This is a genomic window from Streptomyces mirabilis (assembly GCF_018310535.1).
Lineage (GTDB): Bacteria > Actinomycetota > Actinomycetes > Streptomycetales > Streptomycetaceae > Streptomyces.
Genome location: NZ_CP074102.1, coordinates 3,410,534 through 3,425,410, shown reverse-complemented (window position 1 = coordinate 3,425,410; position 14,877 = coordinate 3,410,534). Strand labels below are relative to the sequence as shown.

The 14,877-nt window shown below is 69.8% G+C and carries 14 protein-coding genes; 6 read left to right on the top strand and 8 right to left on the bottom strand.

Going from position 1 to position 14,877, the window contains the following annotated elements:
• Positions 1-85: 85 nt before the first annotated feature.
• The 4 genes from SMIR_RS15065 (at position 86) to SMIR_RS15050 (ending at position 4,577) form a co-directional block, all read left to right on the top strand.
• Entirely contained in the window at positions 86-1,117 is a 1,032-nt protein-coding gene (locus SMIR_RS15065) for a CHRD domain-containing protein (protein WP_211118781.1), read from the top strand.
• 271 nt (positions 1,118-1,388) lie between these two features.
• Positions 1,389-2,612, top strand: a complete 1,224-nt coding sequence (locus SMIR_RS15060) for a LolA family protein (protein WP_212727112.1) — start codon at positions 1,389-1,391, stop codon at positions 2,610-2,612.
• Positions 2,613-2,680: 68 nt separating this feature from the next.
• Entirely contained in the window at positions 2,681-3,676 is a 996-nt protein-coding gene (locus SMIR_RS15055) for an ABC transporter ATP-binding protein (protein WP_168494531.1), read from the top strand.
• A complete protein-coding gene (locus tag SMIR_RS15050; RefSeq protein WP_212727111.1) occupies positions 3,663-4,577 on the top strand; it encodes an ABC transporter permease in 915 nt (304 codons plus the stop codon). Before SMIR_RS15055 ends, SMIR_RS15050 begins: the two co-directional genes overlap by 14 nt.
• 3 nt (positions 4,578-4,580) lie before the next feature.
• Here the strand turns inward: SMIR_RS15050 and SMIR_RS15045 are convergent, their stop codons facing one another.
• Together SMIR_RS15045 and SMIR_RS15040 are read right to left on the bottom strand one after the other, a co-directional pair.
• Positions 4,581-5,222 carry a flavodoxin family protein gene (locus tag SMIR_RS15045; RefSeq protein ID WP_168494535.1) on the bottom strand — a complete coding sequence of 214 codons (642 nt, stop codon included), beginning with the start codon at positions 5,220-5,222 and terminating at the stop codon, positions 4,581-4,583.
• Positions 5,223-5,392: 170 nt separating this feature from the next.
• Entirely contained in the window at positions 5,393-5,941 is a 549-nt protein-coding gene (locus tag SMIR_RS15040; protein WP_168494537.1) for a DUF6668 family protein, read from the bottom strand.
• Between the two features lie 201 nt (positions 5,942-6,142).
• Here SMIR_RS15040 and SMIR_RS15035 point away from each other — a divergent pair, with 201 nt between their 5' ends.
• Positions 6,143-7,390, top strand: coding sequence for a tetratricopeptide repeat protein (locus SMIR_RS15035; protein WP_212727110.1), 1,248 nt, complete (start codon positions 6,143-6,145; stop codon positions 7,388-7,390).
• 109 nt (positions 7,391-7,499) lie between these two features.
• Here SMIR_RS15035 and SMIR_RS15030 read toward each other — a convergent pair whose 3' ends face one another.
• The 4 genes from SMIR_RS15030 to SMIR_RS15015 form a co-directional block, all read right to left on the bottom strand.
• Entirely contained in the window at positions 7,500-8,447 is a 948-nt protein-coding gene (locus SMIR_RS15030; RefSeq protein WP_168494541.1) for a M28 family metallopeptidase, read from the bottom strand.
• Between the two features lie 129 nt (positions 8,448-8,576).
• Entirely contained in the window at positions 8,577-9,035 is a 459-nt protein-coding gene (locus SMIR_RS15025; protein WP_212727109.1) for a VOC family protein, read from the bottom strand.
• Between the two features lie 136 nt (positions 9,036-9,171).
• The gene (gene rarD, locus SMIR_RS15020; RefSeq protein ID WP_212728362.1) at positions 9,172-10,173 is read right to left on the bottom strand and encodes an EamA family transporter RarD; all 1,002 of its coding nucleotides are present in this window, start codon (positions 10,171-10,173) and stop codon (positions 9,172-9,174) included.
• A 186-nt stretch (positions 10,174-10,359) separates the two neighbouring features.
• Entirely contained in the window at positions 10,360-11,214 is an 855-nt protein-coding gene (locus SMIR_RS15015) for an SDR family oxidoreductase (protein ID WP_212727108.1), read from the bottom strand.
• A gap of 90 nt (positions 11,215-11,304) precedes the next feature.
• On the opposite strand from SMIR_RS15015, the gene SMIR_RS15010 reads away from it, so the two are divergent.
• A complete protein-coding gene (locus SMIR_RS15010; RefSeq protein WP_168494547.1) occupies positions 11,305-11,724 on the top strand; it encodes a winged helix-turn-helix transcriptional regulator in 420 nt (139 codons plus the stop codon).
• A 70-nt stretch (positions 11,725-11,794) separates the two neighbouring features.
• Here the strand turns inward: SMIR_RS15010 and SMIR_RS15005 are convergent, their stop codons facing one another.
• Both SMIR_RS15005 and SMIR_RS15000 read right to left on the bottom strand, forming a co-directional pair.
• Positions 11,795-12,874 (bottom strand): 2-oxoacid:ferredoxin oxidoreductase subunit beta, encoded by a 1,080-nt coding sequence (locus tag SMIR_RS15005; RefSeq protein ID WP_212727107.1) that lies wholly within the window; start codon positions 12,872-12,874, stop codon positions 11,795-11,797.
• A complete protein-coding gene (locus SMIR_RS15000) occupies positions 12,867-14,798 on the bottom strand; it encodes a 2-oxoacid:acceptor oxidoreductase subunit alpha (RefSeq protein ID WP_168494551.1) in 1,932 nt (643 codons plus the stop codon). Before SMIR_RS15000 ends, SMIR_RS15005 begins: the two co-directional genes overlap by 8 nt.
• Positions 14,799-14,877: the final 79 nt, after the last annotated feature.

Below are 14,877 nucleotides of genomic sequence, written 5' to 3'. Positions count from 1 at the left end.
GAGTCCAGGGTAGGAATCGATCCGTACTCCCGTACAGAAGCTGACGCAGGGGGCGTCAGCTGCATTACGGGGAGAAAAAAGAATCATGGAATCGAACGCCACGTTCAATGCCATGTCGGACATGCGTCGCAAGGGCCTGGCCCTGGCCGGTGTCGCGGTGGCAGCCGCGGCCGGTGTGGCCGCCGCCGTCATCCCGGCGGTCGCCGCCGGCGGCAGTCACCACAGTGACCGCGGCGGCATGAGTCACTCGGCGCACGGCGATCAGACGATCGTCGCGCAGAGCGGAGTCGTCGGCGGCAGCGGCGGCACCATCCTCGCCACCAGCCTCCGTGGCGCCAACGAGGTGCCCGTCCAGGGTGGCCCCGCTGTCGGCGACAAGGACGGCGCGGCAATGGAGTTCATCAAGGTCAAGGGGGACAAGGTGTCCGTCGCCGTGACCTGGCGCGGCACCGGCAGGCCGACCATGCTCCACATCCATCAGGGCGCCAAGGGCACCAACGGCGGCGTCAAGATCGATTTCACCAAGCTGCTCGACAAGATCAAGGACCACCACGTGGTCGGCACCGTGAAGGTGAAGGACGCCGCGCTGCTGGAGCGGTTGAAGAACGACCCGGGTGCGTTCTACGCCAATCTGCACACCGCAGAGTTCCCGGGCGGAGCCGTCCGCGGCCAGCTCCACAAGGTCACCGGCTCCTTCGACTTCCGTGACGCCCTCGACAACTTCCAGGCGTCCGTGGTCAAGGGCAAGCAGATCTACGAGTGCAAGCCCGCCGAGGGCGGTGGCTACGCCTTCGCGCAGCGTGACGTCGCGGCGCTGCTCGGTGGCGACATCGTGCACACGTTCGTGAAGCCAAACTCCGGTACGCCGCAGTGGGTCGCGCCCGACCGCAGCGCGGTCACCGGAGCGGTGATCTCCAAGACGCCGAACGGCGACAAGAACATCGCCGAGCTGGACCTCAAGGCCACCCGGTCCGGCAAGCACCGCGGTCTGCTGGCCGACACGCAGGAGATCCTGCGGCTCAACACCGTGGGTGGGGTCGCCCCGGCCGGCTCCTGCTCGCCGGGCACGATCGTGGGCGTGCCCTACCGGGCGGACTACGTGTTCGTGCAGCGCTGACGGGCACGGGCTTCGTGCGGCCCTGACGGGTACCGAGGCGCAGTGAGGCTCATGCGGTGGTTTCCCCAACCCCTACGGGTCGGGGGAGCCACCGCCTCCTCACGTCATACCGCAGGACTACGTGGAGTTGAGTCCGGGGTCTGACGCTTCTCGTCGGCCGATTTGGTCAGATTGAGAACACCACTCCTCACCGGTTCGGGTGAGAATGGCGGCTACAGGGGTGGAGAAGTGAGGACGGTAGGCCGCCGCCGACGACGGAGGTAAGGCACACATGGCACCGTACGAATCCGACAGGACCGCCGGGGCGGAAGGGCTGCCCGACGAGGCCGCCGACGTCCGCGCCGGTCGGCGCAAGGCGGCTCGTTACGTCGTTCCGGTCGCAGTGGTGGGGGTGGCGGCCGCGACCATCGGGCTCGTCCCGGCGCTCGCCGACTCCGGCGACCCCAGCCTGCCGAAGATCACCGCAGAGCAGCTCATCGAGAAGATCGCCAAGTCGGACGTCCAGCAGCTGTCCGGCACGGTCAAGGTCAGCACCGATCTCGGACTGCCCAGCCTGGGCGGCCTGGAGAGCGGCATGCTGTCCGGCGCCACCAAGGGATCCGGCGGCTCCTCCGCCGACCCGCAGTCCAAGCTCATGGAGCTGGCCTCCGGCACGCACACGGTGCGCGTCGCGGCCGACGGCCCGGACAAGGCCAAGGTCTCCGTCCTGGAAAACGCCGCCGAGTACAGCGTCATCCACAACGGCAGCGACGTATGGGCGTACGACAGCAAGTCGAACGAGGTGTACCACTCGACGGCCCCCGCAGCCGAAAAGGGCCGGGAGAAGGCGCCGAAGGACGTCCCGACGACGCCCAAGGAGCTCGCCGACGAGGCCCTGAAGTCGGTCGACGACACGACCTCCGTGACGGTCGACGGCACGGCGCAGGTCGCGGGCCGTGACGCCTACAAGCTGCTCATCAAGCCGAAGCAGTCCGGTTCCACGGTCGGCGCGATCACCGTCGCGGTGGACGCGAAGACCGGGGTGCCGCTGAAGTTCACGCTGGTCCCGAAGAGCGGCGGCGCGGCCGTCGTGGACGCCGGTTTCACCCAGGTCGCCTTCGCCAAGCCGGCCGCCTCGACCTTCGACTTCACCCCGCCGAAGGGTGCGAAGGTCACCGAGGGCAAGGACTCCAAGGACACCAAGGCCCCGGAGTCCGCTCCGACCCGCGGTGACCTCGGCAAGGGGCTCGACGGTCTTAAGACCATCGGCAAGGGCTGGAGCACCATCGCGGAGTTCGACACGGGCGGCCAGGGCATGCCCTCCGGCTCGTCGTCCGAGGGCGGCAACGTCTCCGGGTTCCTGAACTCCCTCGGTGATCACGTCAAGGGCAAGTTCGGTTCGGGCACGGTCTTCTCGACCCGCCTGGTCAACGCGCTGATCACGGACGACGGCAAGGTGTACGCCGGTGCGGTCACCAAGGACGCGCTGGTGAAGGCGGCCAACGCGGCCCACTGAGCACCGTACGGACGGAACCGACGGACGGAACCGACCAGAGTACGGACGAAGCCGAAACGAGGGAGCCCATGGAGGAGCGGTCCGCCGAGGTTACGGACCCGCCTGTGGCGGGCACCGCCACCGCGTCCGCCGAGGGCACGGTGATCGCCACCCGCGCGCTCACCAAGCGCTTCCGCGGCGGACAGGTCGCCGTGGACGGCCTCGACCTGACCGTCCCGGCGGCCAGCGTCTTCGGCTTCCTCGGGCCCAACGGCTCGGGCAAGACCACCACCATCCGCATGCTGATGGGCCTGATCGAGCCGACCTCGGGCACGGCGCGTGTGCTGGGGCAGCCCATGCCCCGCGCCACCCGCGCCGTGCTCCCGCACGTGGGCGCCCTCATCGAGGGCCCCGCGCTGTACGGCTTCCTCTCCGGCCGTGACAACCTCCTCCGGTACGACGCCGCCGACCCGACCGCCGACCCGCGCACCCGGCGTACCCGCGTCGCGGCCGCCCTCGACCGGGTCGGACTCACCGCGGCCGCGGGCAAGAAGGCGAAGGCGTACTCGCTCGGCATGAAGCAGCGGCTCGGGCTCGCGGCCGCGCTGCTCCAGCCCCGCCGCCTGCTCGTCCTGGACGAGCCGACCAACGGCCTCGACCCGCAGGGCATGCGCGAGATCCGTTCCCTCGTGCGGGAGCTGGCCTCGGACGGCACGACCGTCTTCCTCTCCTCACACCTGCTCGACGAGATCGAGCAGGTGTGCACGCACGCCGCCGTGATGGCACAGGGGCGGCTGATCACCCAGGGCCCGGTGGCGGAGCTCGCGGCGGGGGCGCGAGGGCGGCTTGTCGTGACCACCCCGGACCCCGGGGACGCGGCGCGCGTGCTGAAGGAACAGGGAATCGCGGATCTCGTCGTGACGGAGACGGGCGTGACCGCCGAACCTCCGGACCGCGAACTCGCCGAACTGAACGCCGCGTTGGTCACGGCGGGCGTCCGCGTCCGTGGCTTTGGCGTCGAACGGGCCTCACTGGAGGACGCGTTCGTGGCGCTGACGGGGGAGGGGTTCGATGTCGCGGGCTGAGACCGAGGCCGAGGTCGAGGCCGAGGCGATACGCGTCCAGGACACGGCGGTACGGAAACCGAGCCCCCTGTGGACCTTCGGGCTCTTCCGCAGCGAGCTCCTCACCACCTTCCGGCGCTGGCGGACCATCGCGCTGCTCGCCGTGCTCGCGGCCGTGCCGATCCTCATCGGCATCGCGATCAAGATCGAGACCCGCGACGGCTCGACGGGGGGCGGTGGTGGCGGCGAAGGACCGGCGTTCATCTCGCAGATCACCAACAACGGCCTGTTCCTGGTGTTCACGGCGCTCGCCGCGACCCTCCCCTTCTTCCTGCCGATGGCCATCGGCGTCATCGCGGGCGACGCGATCGCGGGCGAGGCGAACGCGGGGACGCTGCGCTACCTGCTGGTCGCGCCCGCCGGCCGCACCCGCCTGCTGCTCACCAAGTACGCGACCACCATGACGTTCTGCCTGGTCGCGACCCTGGTGGTGGCGCTCTCGGCGCTCACGGTCGGCGCGCTGCTCTTTCCCCTGGGCGAGCTGACGACGATCTCCGGGACCCGGATCAGCTTCACCGAGGGGCTCGGGCGGGCGTTCCTCATCGCACTGGTCGTCGCCGCGTCACTGATCGGCGTCGCGGCCCTCGGCCTGTTCGTCTCGACGCTGACCAACAGCGGCATCGCGGCGATGGCGACGACGGTCGGCCTTGTCATCACCATCCAGATCCTGGACCAGATCCCCCAGCTCCACGCCCTCCAGCCGTACTTCTTCTCCCACTACTGGCTGTCCTTCGCCGACCTCATGCGCGACCCGGTGTACTGGGACGACCTGGTCCGCAATCTCGGACTCCAGGGCCTGTACGCGGCGGTGTTCGGCTCGGCGGCGTGGGCGCGGTTCACGGCGAAGGACATCACCGCGTAGCTGCTAGCGCGCGGCTGCCACGCCCTGCGTTTCGCGCCTCTCGCGCCTGTCGTCGGTGTCGTGCGTCTCGTAGGGGTAGCGGGCGAGCGGTGCCTCCCGTGCGAAGAACGTCTTCGCACGCGCCAGCGCGGCCGTGTCCTCCAGTACGTCACCGGGCTTGCTGCCGTTGCCGAGCAGGACCCCGCCGAAACGCATGCCCAGGTACGCGGCCGAGTGGTCGAGAGTGCCGATCAGCGGGTCGGCGACCTCTTCCTCCTCGTGCGCCAGCGCGGTGACGCCCCAGAGGGTGCGCCCGGCCATCCTGGCCTTGAAGTCGACGCCGGGGGTGCGCAGCCAGCCCGACCAGTAGTCCAGGTAGCGCTTGGTGAGGCCGGACACCGAGTACCAGTACAGCGGTGAGGCGATCACGATGTCGGTGGCCGCCAGGGTCGCGTCGAGCAGCAGGGCCGGGTTGCTCCCGGCGGCCGGGTGCACGTGGTCGCTGTCGCGCCGCAGGTCCACGAAGTCGGGCAGCGGGTGCTCGGCGAGGCTCAGCCAGCGCTGCTCGACATCCGCGGGCAACTGTTCGGCGGCCCGGCGGGCCAGCAGCTCGGTGTTGCCGTCGGGGCGGCTGCTGCCCAGCAGGAACAGGAAATGACGGCTCATGGGTCCCCCAGGGTGCGTGTGCGACGGGTCGTGGAGCACCACGACCACAACTGCATGCGTGCACAATATATGCATGCGCATGCGACGTCCATCCTGCGATACGGGGATGGGGGATGCCTGCCGCCTGCCGTTGGCTGCCTGCCGCAGGCCGCCGGGGGTCTTCTCGGGGGTCAGAGCAGACGCGCGGCGCCCGTCAGGCGGGCCAGCGGCGCCGTTTCGCGGGGCGGCGGCGAGGCGAGGTCACCGATGCGCCACGCCGGGATCCACGGCACCTGATACACGTCGATCATCGAATCGATCACCTTGACGCGTTGGGCGAGTGGGCGGGGCAGCCGTCCGGGCGCGTCCGCGACCAGCACCACGGCGTCGAGGTCGAGCCCTGGGGGCGCCTCGCCCCGGCGGAAGGTGTCCAGGGTGTGCGAGACGGCGTCCAGTCCCACCGCGTGCGTACGTCCGACGAGGAGCACCGACCCCGGTTCTCCCTGGTCGGGCCGGGGCCAGTTCCGCCCGGCGTCATGGCCGCCGAAGACCGCGGCGAGTGTGGTGGTGCCGGCCCCGCCGTGCGTCGCGACCCAGGCGAACCGTCGTGGGCCGACGGCGAGGTGGCCCGGTTCGCTCCCGGCGGGTTCGGGCCACCGAGTGGGTTCCACCGTGTCGGCGACCGGCCCGCGGAGCCAGATTTCGGGCCCCTCCGTCCCCTGCCGCGTGCTCCCCTGCATCACCTGACCACTCTCCTCGGCCGTCCGTTGTCAGTCATCGGTCGTCACCGACCGTCATCCTTGCTGTCGGCCACTCTTACGAGCCTGTGACGTCGTAGTGACGCATGCAGCGGTGGTGAGCCGAGAGACTTGACTGTATGTACCCGACCGGATCTTGAGGCAAGGTCGACGCATGGAAGTACGACCCGAGTGAGGGAAGCGATGTCTCGACTCAGCCGCGAACAGAAGCGGGAATCCAAGCGGCAGCGCTCGGCGGTCGGCCCCGGTGCCGGCCCGCTGGAGGTGTGGGTCCCCATGCCCTCGGGGGAAAGCGGGGGCGCCGCCACGGTCGGCGGTGTGCCGGTCGTCGTCGTGCCCGGCGAGACCGTCCAGGCCGCCGTCCTGAACCACCTCCACGGACTCGCCCTCGCGGTCGGTCACTCCGTCCTAGCCACCGTCCACGACGAACGGATCGGCTTCGTCGTACCGCTGGAGGTGTACGGGGACGGGTCGAGCCGGTACACGGGCGAGCCGGTACGGGTGGGGCCGCCGGCCGAGGTGCCCGGGGTGCAGGAATCCCCTCCCGCGATGCCCGCGGCTCCACCCGCGCCGCCGCAGGTGCCTCCGGTTCCGCCGCGGGACAGCGCGACGCACGTGGTGCGGGCCGTGGAGGAGCCGGTGTCGGAGCCTCAGCCGGTGTCGCAGCCGATGCCGGTGTCGGAGCCTCAGCCCCTGCCCGGGGCCGCGGCGACGCATGTGCTGCGGGCGCTGCCGGAGCCGACGCGGGACGCCACGCCCGGCGTCGCGGTGGCTCCGACGGGCGAGTTCGGCCCGCCGCCCGTGGGGCTGACTCCTGAGCGTCCGGCCCCCGCGATGGAGGCCATGTCCCTCATGGACCCCGAGCCGGAGCCGGAACCGAAGCCCACTCCCGCGCGCGGCTTCGACGCCGTCGCCGAGTCGGTGCTGGCACCGGTTCAGGAGACGGAGGGAGCGGCGTTCCTCGTGGAGCCCGTGGCGCGGATCAACGACGCCGTGAAGATGGGCCGGATCGAAGAGGCCACGGTGATGGCGGAGCGGGTCGGCGCGGACGCGGCGCGGTCGCTGGGCCCCGAGCACCCGGAGGTGCTGCGGCTGCGTGAGCTGACCTCGTACATCGCCTACTTGGCCGGTGACCCGCTCCGGGCGTTCCACCTCTCCCTCGACCTCGCCCGGGTCCGCAGGCGGCACCAGGACCCCGACGCCGCGTACGGCAACGTACAGAGCGCCGCCGCGGCCTGGCGCGCCGTCCGCGACCCCGTGCAGGGACTGAACCTGGGGCAGGACCTGATCACGCTGTGGACCGAACTCGTGGCCGACGGCGGCCCCGCCGCCGACGACCTCGAACAGCTCGACTCGGCCCGCACCCGCATGACCCGCCTCGCGGACCGGGCCCGGGCCCGCTCCCTGGCGGACAACCCGTACACGCCCTAGGAGGGCTGGGAGGACGAGGCCCCGCAGGGAAGGCTCCCTTGGGGGCCCCTGGGAGCCCCCTAAGAGCCCTCTGGGAGCCCCCTAAGAGCCCCCAGGGAGTCCTGGAGCCCTAGGAGGACAGCGTCCACACGGCGTGCGCCAGCGCGTCCGCGTTCCGGTTCAGCGCCGTGTCGTCGATGTTGGATGCCGTGTCGCAGGAGGCGTGGTAGCAGCGGTCGAAGGCCTGGCCGGAGGTGCCGCCCCACTTGGCGGCCTGGGCGGCCGTCTTGATGTAGTCGGCGCCGCTGAAGAGGCCGCCGACCGGTATGCCCACGTTCTTGAAGGGGGAATGGTCCGAGCGGCCGTCGCCCTCGGTCTCGGGCTCCGTGGCGATGCCGACGCCCGCGAAGTAGTCCTTGAAGGTCTTCTCGATCGTGGGGTCGTCGTCGTAGACGAAGTAGCCGGGGTTCGGCGAGCCGATCATGTCGAAGTTCAGATAGTCGCTGATCTTCGCCCGGTTCGCGGAGGACAGACTGTTCACGTAGTACTTCGAACCGACCATCCCCAGCTCCTCCGCGCCCCACCAGGCGAAGCGCAGGTGCTTGGTGGGCTGGTACTGGGCCCGGGAGACGGCGAGCGCGGTCTCCAGGATCGCGGCGGACCCGGATCCGTTGTCGTTGATGCCGGGCCCCGCGGTCACGCTGTCGAGGTGGGAGCCCGCCATGACGACCTGGTTGGTGTCGCCGCCGGGCCAGTCGGCGATCAGGTTGTACCCGGTGCGGCCGGAGGACGTGAACTGCTGGAGGGTCGTGGTGAATCCGGCCGCGTCCAGCTTCGCCTTCACGTAGTCGATGGAGGCCTTGTAACCGGCGCGGCCGTGTGCGCGGTTGCCGCCGTTGGCGGTGGCGATGGACTGCAGCTGTGCGAGATGGGCCTTGACGTTGGCCACGGGGATGTCGGGTGCGGCGGCCGCGGCGGTGGGGGCGGGCGCCGCGCCGGTTATCGCGCCGGTGGTGAGGAGCGTGACGGCCGCGACGACGACGGCGCCGGTGGCACGCCCGGGAACGGAGAGCTTCATGTGGGGGGCTCCGGATTCCTTGTGGGAAAGAGGTGCCTGATGGTGTTTCTGAGGCTGACGTTCCGTCAAGAGCGCAATCCGGTCAGGGTGGTTCGCATAGCGGACCCGGGCCACGGGGGTGAGCGACGCTCACTGCACGCAGAACTCGTTCCCCTCCGGGTCGGCCATCACCACCCACTCGCCGGCCGGTTCCTTCACGTGCCGCAGCACGTCCGCGCCCAGCCCCTCCAGCCGGGCGACCTCGTCCGCGCGTCGGCCCTCGCCCGGGTGCAGGTCGAGATGGAGCCGGTTCTTGACGGTCTTCGGCTCAGGGGCGCGCTGGAAGAGCAGGCGCCGCCCGAGCCCGATGCCGCGCTCCTTGTCGTACGGGTCGTCCGGATGCCGTACGGCGATCAGGTCCCGGAAGGCCGGGCGGCCGTGGAAGTCGACGGCGGCCTCGGCCGGCAGGGCACCGAGGCCCAGCAGTCGTTCGACGAGCGCGCTGTTGTCCTCGACCTCGTAACCGAGGGCGGCGGCCCAGAAGTCGGCTTGGGCGTGCGGGTCGGTGGCGTCGATGACCAGCTTCCAGTGCACGGGCGTAGGCGTCATGCAGCTACTCATAGTGGTTGCGCGACCGAGCGTGCAACGGATTCGCGTGCCCCTCGAACACCTGACCTCGAACACCGGCCCCCGGACACCCGAGGCTTCCAGGGGTGCGGGGTAGGGACGGCGGGGGCGAAACCCTCTACGACTTGGCGTCCACGGCGGCGGCACTCCGCACGCCGGCAACGGCACCCCCGGCGGCCCCGGCCTTGAGTGCCCGAGCCGCCCGCCGCGCGGTCCGCAGCGCGTCGAAGGTGAGCAGCGACAGCGCGAGCCAGACCAGCGCGAACCCGGCCCACCGCTCCAGCGGCATGGCCTCGTGGAAGTAGAGGATGCCGAGCAGGAACTGGAACACCGGGGCGAGGTACTGCAACAGCCCCAGTGTGGACAACGGCACCCGTATCGCGGCCGCGCCGAAACAGACCAGCGGAAGCGCGGTCACCACGCCCGTCGCCGCGAGCAACGTCGCATGCCCCGCACCCTCCGTGCCGAAGGTCGCGCCCCCGCTCGAACCCAGCCACAGCAGATAGGCGAGCGCGGGCAGGAACTGGATCGCCGTCTCGGCGGCGAGGGACTCGATCCCGCCGAGGTTGACCTTCTTCTTCACCAGCCCGTACGTGGCGAAGGAGAAGGCGAGGGTGAGGGAGATCCACGGTGGCCGGCCGTACCCGATGGTGAGGACGAGCACCGCGGAGAAGCCGACACCGACCGCCGCCCACTGCACGGGGCGCAGCCGTTCCTTCAGCAGCAGGACGCCCATGGCGATGGTGACGAGCGGGTTGATGAAGTAGCCGAGGGATGCCTCGACGACGTGCTCGCTGTTCACGGCCCAGATGTAGACGCCCCAGTTGATCGTGATCACGGCCGCCGCGACGCTGATCAGCGCCAGCTTGCGCGGCTGTCGCAGCAGCTCGCCGAGCCAGGCCCAGCGCCGCATCACCAGCAGGGCGACGCCGACCACGGCGAGGGACCACACCATCCGGTGGGCGAGGATCTCCAGGGCCCCGGCCGGCTTCAACAGCGGCCAGAAGAGGGGAACGAGCCCCCACATGCCGTACGCGGCGAAGCCGTTCAAGAGCCCGATGCGCTGCTCGGCCTTGGATATCTGGGGACCCGTCGAGCCGACGGGGCCACCGGAACCCATGGAGCCGGTCGCACCCATCGAATTCTTCGCCTGCTGCACGGCCACCGGCCCTCCCTCTCGCACAGCTGCTCCCGCGCAGCCTCCAAGAAGGTAGCGCCGAGCACCCCCGCCTGTCATGCCCGTATCGCTATACGGTCATGACAGGCGGGGGTGCGGGTGGCGACGGTGCCGGGGCCCGAGGGGGAGTCAGCCCTTCAGCGCCGCCGCGATCGACTCGGCGACCGGCGTGGTCGGGCGGCCGGTCAACCGGGACAGGTCACCGCTGGTGCCCGCGAGCTCGCCCTTCTCGATGGACGCGTCGACGCCCGCCAGGATCGCGGCGAGGGGGCCGGGCAGTCCGGCGCCGGTCAGGATGCCGGTGAGCGCCTCGACGGAGACGGCGTTGTAGACGATCTCCTTGCCGGACTGCTCGGCCACCAGGGCGGCGTACTCGGCGAAGCTCCACGCGGTGTCGCCGCTCAGCTCGTACGTCTTGTTCTCGTGGCCCTCGCCGGTCAGTACGGCCACGGCGGCGGCCGCGTAGTCGGCGCGGGTGGCGGAGGCGACCTTGCCGTCGCCGGCGGCCTGGGTGACGGCGCCGTACTCGAGAACCGGGGCGAGGTTCTCGGTGTAGTTCTCGTTGTACCAGCCGTTGCGCAGCAGGGCGTAGGGCACACCCGACTCCAGGATCGCCTTCTCGGTGCCCTTGTGGTCGTCGGCGAGGGCGGCGGTGAGGGTGCCCGGGGCGCTGGTGTACGCGAAGAGCGCGACCCCGGCGGCCTTGGCGGCGTCCAGGACGACCTGGTGCTGGGCCACGCGGCCCTTGTCGAACTCGTTGCCGGAGATGAGCAGCACCTTGTCGCCGGCGGTGAAGAGGGTTCCGAAGGTCTCGGGCTCGTTGTAGTTGGCGACCGCGATCTTCACACCGCGGGCCGCGAAGTCGGCGGCCTTCTCCGCGTCGCGGACGACGGCGGTGATCTGGTCGGCCGGAACCTTCTCCAGCAGCCCCTCGATGACGTGGCGGCCGAGGTGTCCGGTGGCTCCGGTGACGACGATGCTCATGACTTAGCTCCTTGTGGGGTTGGGTCTGTCACTAACCCTAGGAGGTGCGCTAACTCTGCGAAAGTACCCACTTTGAAGTAAGGTACTGGCATGGGAGTAAGTGCAAAAGCGCCCGCGGCCGTCTCCAAGTACGACACCGGCGAGGCGATGTGCCCGTACCGCCTCGTCCTGGAGCACGTCACCAGCCGCTGGGGCGTGCTCGTGCTGATCGAGCTTCTCGACCGTCCCTACCGCTTCAGTGAGCTGCGCCGGGCGATCGGCCGGGTCAGCGAGAAGATGCTCACCCAGACTCTCCAGACCCTGGAGCGCGACGGTCTCGTCCACCGTGACGCGAAGCCCGTGATCCCGCCCCGCGTCGACTACTCGCTCACGGAACTGGGCCGCGAGGCCGCCGAGCAGGTGCGCGCGCTGGCCGTCTGGACCAAGGACCGGATGGACGACGTCGAGAAGTCCCGCCACGCGTACGACGAGGCCCGGGCGTCAGCCACCCGGGCCCCTGGAACTTCTTGAACGCCTCGAAGAACGCCTCGAAGAACGCCTCCAAGAACGCCTCCAAGAACGCCTCGAACGGTCGGCTCGCTCAGCCGACGACCGTCCAGGTGTCCCCGCCCGCGAGGAGCGTCGCGAGGTCGCCCTTGCCGTTCTGTTCGATGGCGGTGTCGAGCTGGTCGGCCATCTGGGTGTCGTAGACCGGCCGCTCCACGGAGCGCAGGACGCCGATCGGGGTGTGGTGCAGGGTGTCCGGGTCGGCCAGCCGGGAGAGCGCGAAGGCCGTGGTCGGGGACGCGGAGTGGGCGTCGTGGACCAGGATCTGTGCCTCGTTCTCCGGGGTGACGGCGACGACCTTCAGGTCACCGGTCAGCTGATCACGTACGACACCCTTGGCGCGGTCCGCGCCGAAGCGGATCTGCTGCCCGTGTTCGAGGCGGATCACCGCCTCTTCGGCCTGCTGCTTGTCCTTGAGGACCTCGAAAGCGCCGTCGTTGAAGATGTTGCAGTTCTGGTAGATCTCCACCAGCGCCGTGCCCGGGTGGGCGGCGGCCTGCCGCAGTACGTCGGTGAGGTGCTTGCGGTCGGAGTCCACGGTCCGGGCCACGAAGGACGCCTCCGCGCCGATGGCCAGGGACACCGGGTTGAAGGGCGCGTCCAGCGAGCCCATCGGCGTCGACTTGGTGATCTTGCCGACCTCGGAGGTCGGCGAGTACTGCCCCTTGGTGAGGCCGTAGATCCGGTTGTTGAACAGCAGGATCTTCAGGTTCACGTTGCGGCGCAGCGCGTGGATCAGATGGTTGCCGCCGATGGAGAGGGCATCCCCGTCACCGGTCACCACCCACACACTCAGGTCCCGCCTGCTGGAGGCGAGCCCCGTCGCGATGGCGGGCGCGCGGCCGTGGATGGAGTGCATGCCGTACGTGTTCATGTAGTACGGGAAGCGGGACGAGCAGCCGATGCCCGACACGAAGACGATGTTCTCCTTGGCGAGGCCGAGCTCGGGCATGAAGCCCTGCACGGCGGCCAGGACCGCGTAGTCACCGCAACCGGGGCACCAGCGCACTTCCTGATCGGACTTGAAGTCCTTCATGGACTGCCTGGCCTCGGCCTTGGGCACCAGAGTGAGCGCCTCGATCGTGTCCGCGCTTCCTGTGGTCGTCTCAGCCATCGATGGCCTCCTTGAGCGCCGTGGCGAGCTGTTCGGCCTTGAACGGCATGCCGTTGACCTGGTTGTAGGAGTGCGCGTCGACCAGGTACTTCGCCCGGACGAGCGTGGCGAGCTGGCCGAGGTTCATCTCGGGGATCACCACCTTCTCGTAACGCCTCAGCACCGCGCCGAGGTTCTGGGGGAACGGGTTGAGGTGGCGCAGATGGGCCTGCGCGATGTTCTCCCCGGCGGCCCGCAGTCGCCGTACCGCCGCGGTGATGGGTCCGTACGTCGAACCCCAGCCCAGAACCAGGGTGTTGGCCTCGCCGGACGGGTCGTCGACCTCGATGTCCGGGACGTCGATGCCGTCGATCTTCGCCTGGCGGGTGCGGACCATGAAGTCGTGGTTGGCGGGGTCGTAGGAGATGTTGCCCGTGCCGTCCTGCTTCTCGATGCCGCCGATGCGGTGTTCGAGACCCGGTGTGCCTGGGATCGCCCAGGGGCGGGCCAGGGTCCCCGGGTCGCGCTTGTACGGCCAGAACACCTCGGTGCCGTCGTCCAGGGTGTGGTTCGGACCCTGTGCGAACTGCACCCGCAGGTCCGGGAGTTCGTCGACCTCCGGGATCCGCCACGGCTCGGAGCCGTTGGCCAGGTAGCCGTCGGAGAGGAGGAGGACGGGGGTGCGGTAGATGAGGGCGATCCGGGCCGCCTCCAGGGCGGCGTCGAAGCAGTCGGCCGGTGTGCACGGGGCGACCACCGGGACCGGGGCCTCTCCGTTGCGCCCGTACATCGCCTGGAGCAGGTCCGCCTGCTCCGTCTTCGTCGGCAGACCCGTGGAGGGCCCGCCGCGCTGGATGTCGATGACCAGGAGCGGCAGTTCGAGGGAGACCGCGAGCCCGATGGTCTCCGATTTCAGTGCCACGCCCGGCCCGGAGGTGGTGGTGACGGCGAGGGAGCCGCCGAAGGCCGCGCCCAGGGCGGCGCCGATGCCCGCGATCTCGTCCTCGGCCTGGAAGGTGCGCACGCCGAAGTTCTTGTGCCGGCTCAGCTCGTGCAGGATGTCGGAGGCCGGGGTGATCGGGTAGGAGCCCAGGTAGAGGGGCAGGTCCGCCTGTTTGGAGGCGGCGATCAGGCCGTACGACAGGGCCAGGTTCCCGGAGATGTTGCGGTAGGTGCCGGTCGGGAAGGTCTTGGCGGCCGGGGCGACCTCGTAGGAGACCGCGAAGTCCTCGGTCGTCTCGCCGAAGTTCCAGCCCGCCCGGAACGCGGCGATGTTGGCGGCGGCGATCTCGGGCTTCTTCGCGAACTTGGTCCGCAGGAACTTCTCGGTGCCCTCGGTGGGCCGGTGGTACATCCAGGACAGCAGACCCAGCGCGAACATGTTCTTGCTGCGCTCGGCCTCCTTGCGGGACAGCTCGAACTCCTTGAGCGCCTCGACCGTCATCGTCGTCAGCGGGACCGGATGGACGGCGTACGCGTCCAGCGAACCGTCCTCCAGCGGGCTGGCCGCGTAACCGACCTTCGCCATCGCCCGCTTAGTGAACTCGTCCGTGTTGACGATGATCTCCGCGCCGCGCGGCACATCGCCGATGTTCGCCTTGAGTGCCGCCGGATTCATGGCCACCAGCACATTCGGCGCGTCACCGGGCGTGAGGATGTCATGGTCCGCGAAATGCAGCTGAAATGAAGAAACGCCCGGCAGTGTGCCTGCGGGCGCTCGGATTTCGGCGGGGAAGTTCGGCAGCGTCGAAAGATCGTTGCCGAAGGACGCCGTCTCGGAGGTGAAGCGATCGCCGGTGAGTTGCATTCCATCACCGGAGTCACCCGCGAACCGGATGATCACCCGGTCGAGCCGGCGTGTTTCCTTTGCCCCCGCCGGTTTGCGCTGTTCTCCTACGACGGCTTCGTCGGCCTGCTCCGCTGGGCTACTGACCTGGCTGGTCACTTAACTGGACCTCCTTCGAGGCGGCTGTCTGGGAACGGCCTTCCCGCAGGCCTTCCCAGGACCAACCCTACGTCTGTAA

Excerpts from the sequence above, each read along its gene's own strand:
- SMIR_RS15035 (WP_212727110.1), top strand. The coding sequence starts at position 6,143 with ATGTCTCGACTCAGCCGCGAACAGAAGCGGGAATCCAAGCGGCAGCGC.
- SMIR_RS15045 (WP_168494535.1), bottom strand. The coding sequence starts at position 5,222 with ATGAGCCGTCATTTCCTGTTCCTGCTGGGCAGCAGCCGCCCCGACGGC.
- SMIR_RS15030 (WP_168494541.1), bottom strand. The coding sequence starts at position 8,447 with ATGAAGCTCTCCGTTCCCGGGCGTGCCACCGGCGCCGTCGTCGTCGCG.
- SMIR_RS15060 (WP_212727112.1), top strand. The coding sequence starts at position 1,389 with ATGGCACCGTACGAATCCGACAGGACCGCCGGGGCGGAAGGGCTGCCC.
- SMIR_RS15015 (WP_212727108.1), bottom strand. The coding sequence starts at position 11,214 with ATGAGCATCGTCGTCACCGGAGCCACCGGACACCTCGGCCGCCACGTC.
- SMIR_RS15010 (WP_168494547.1), top strand. The coding sequence starts at position 11,305 with ATGGGAGTAAGTGCAAAAGCGCCCGCGGCCGTCTCCAAGTACGACACC.
- SMIR_RS15055 (WP_168494531.1), top strand. The coding sequence starts at position 2,681 with ATGGAGGAGCGGTCCGCCGAGGTTACGGACCCGCCTGTGGCGGGCACC.
- SMIR_RS15025 (WP_212727109.1), bottom strand. The coding sequence starts at position 9,035 with ATGACGCCTACGCCCGTGCACTGGAAGCTGGTCATCGACGCCACCGAC.
- SMIR_RS15065 (WP_211118781.1), top strand. The coding sequence starts at position 86 with ATGGAATCGAACGCCACGTTCAATGCCATGTCGGACATGCGTCGCAAG.
- SMIR_RS15040 (WP_168494537.1), bottom strand. The coding sequence starts at position 5,941 with ATGCAGGGGAGCACGCGGCAGGGGACGGAGGGGCCCGAAATCTGGCTC.
- SMIR_RS15005 (WP_212727107.1), bottom strand. The coding sequence starts at position 12,874 with ATGGCTGAGACGACCACAGGAAGCGCGGACACGATCGAGGCGCTCACT.
- rarD (WP_212728362.1), bottom strand. The coding sequence starts at position 10,173 with ATGGGTTCCGGTGGCCCCGTCGGCTCGACGGGTCCCCAGATATCCAAG.
- SMIR_RS15050 (WP_212727111.1), top strand. The coding sequence starts at position 3,663 with ATGTCGCGGGCTGAGACCGAGGCCGAGGTCGAGGCCGAGGCGATACGC.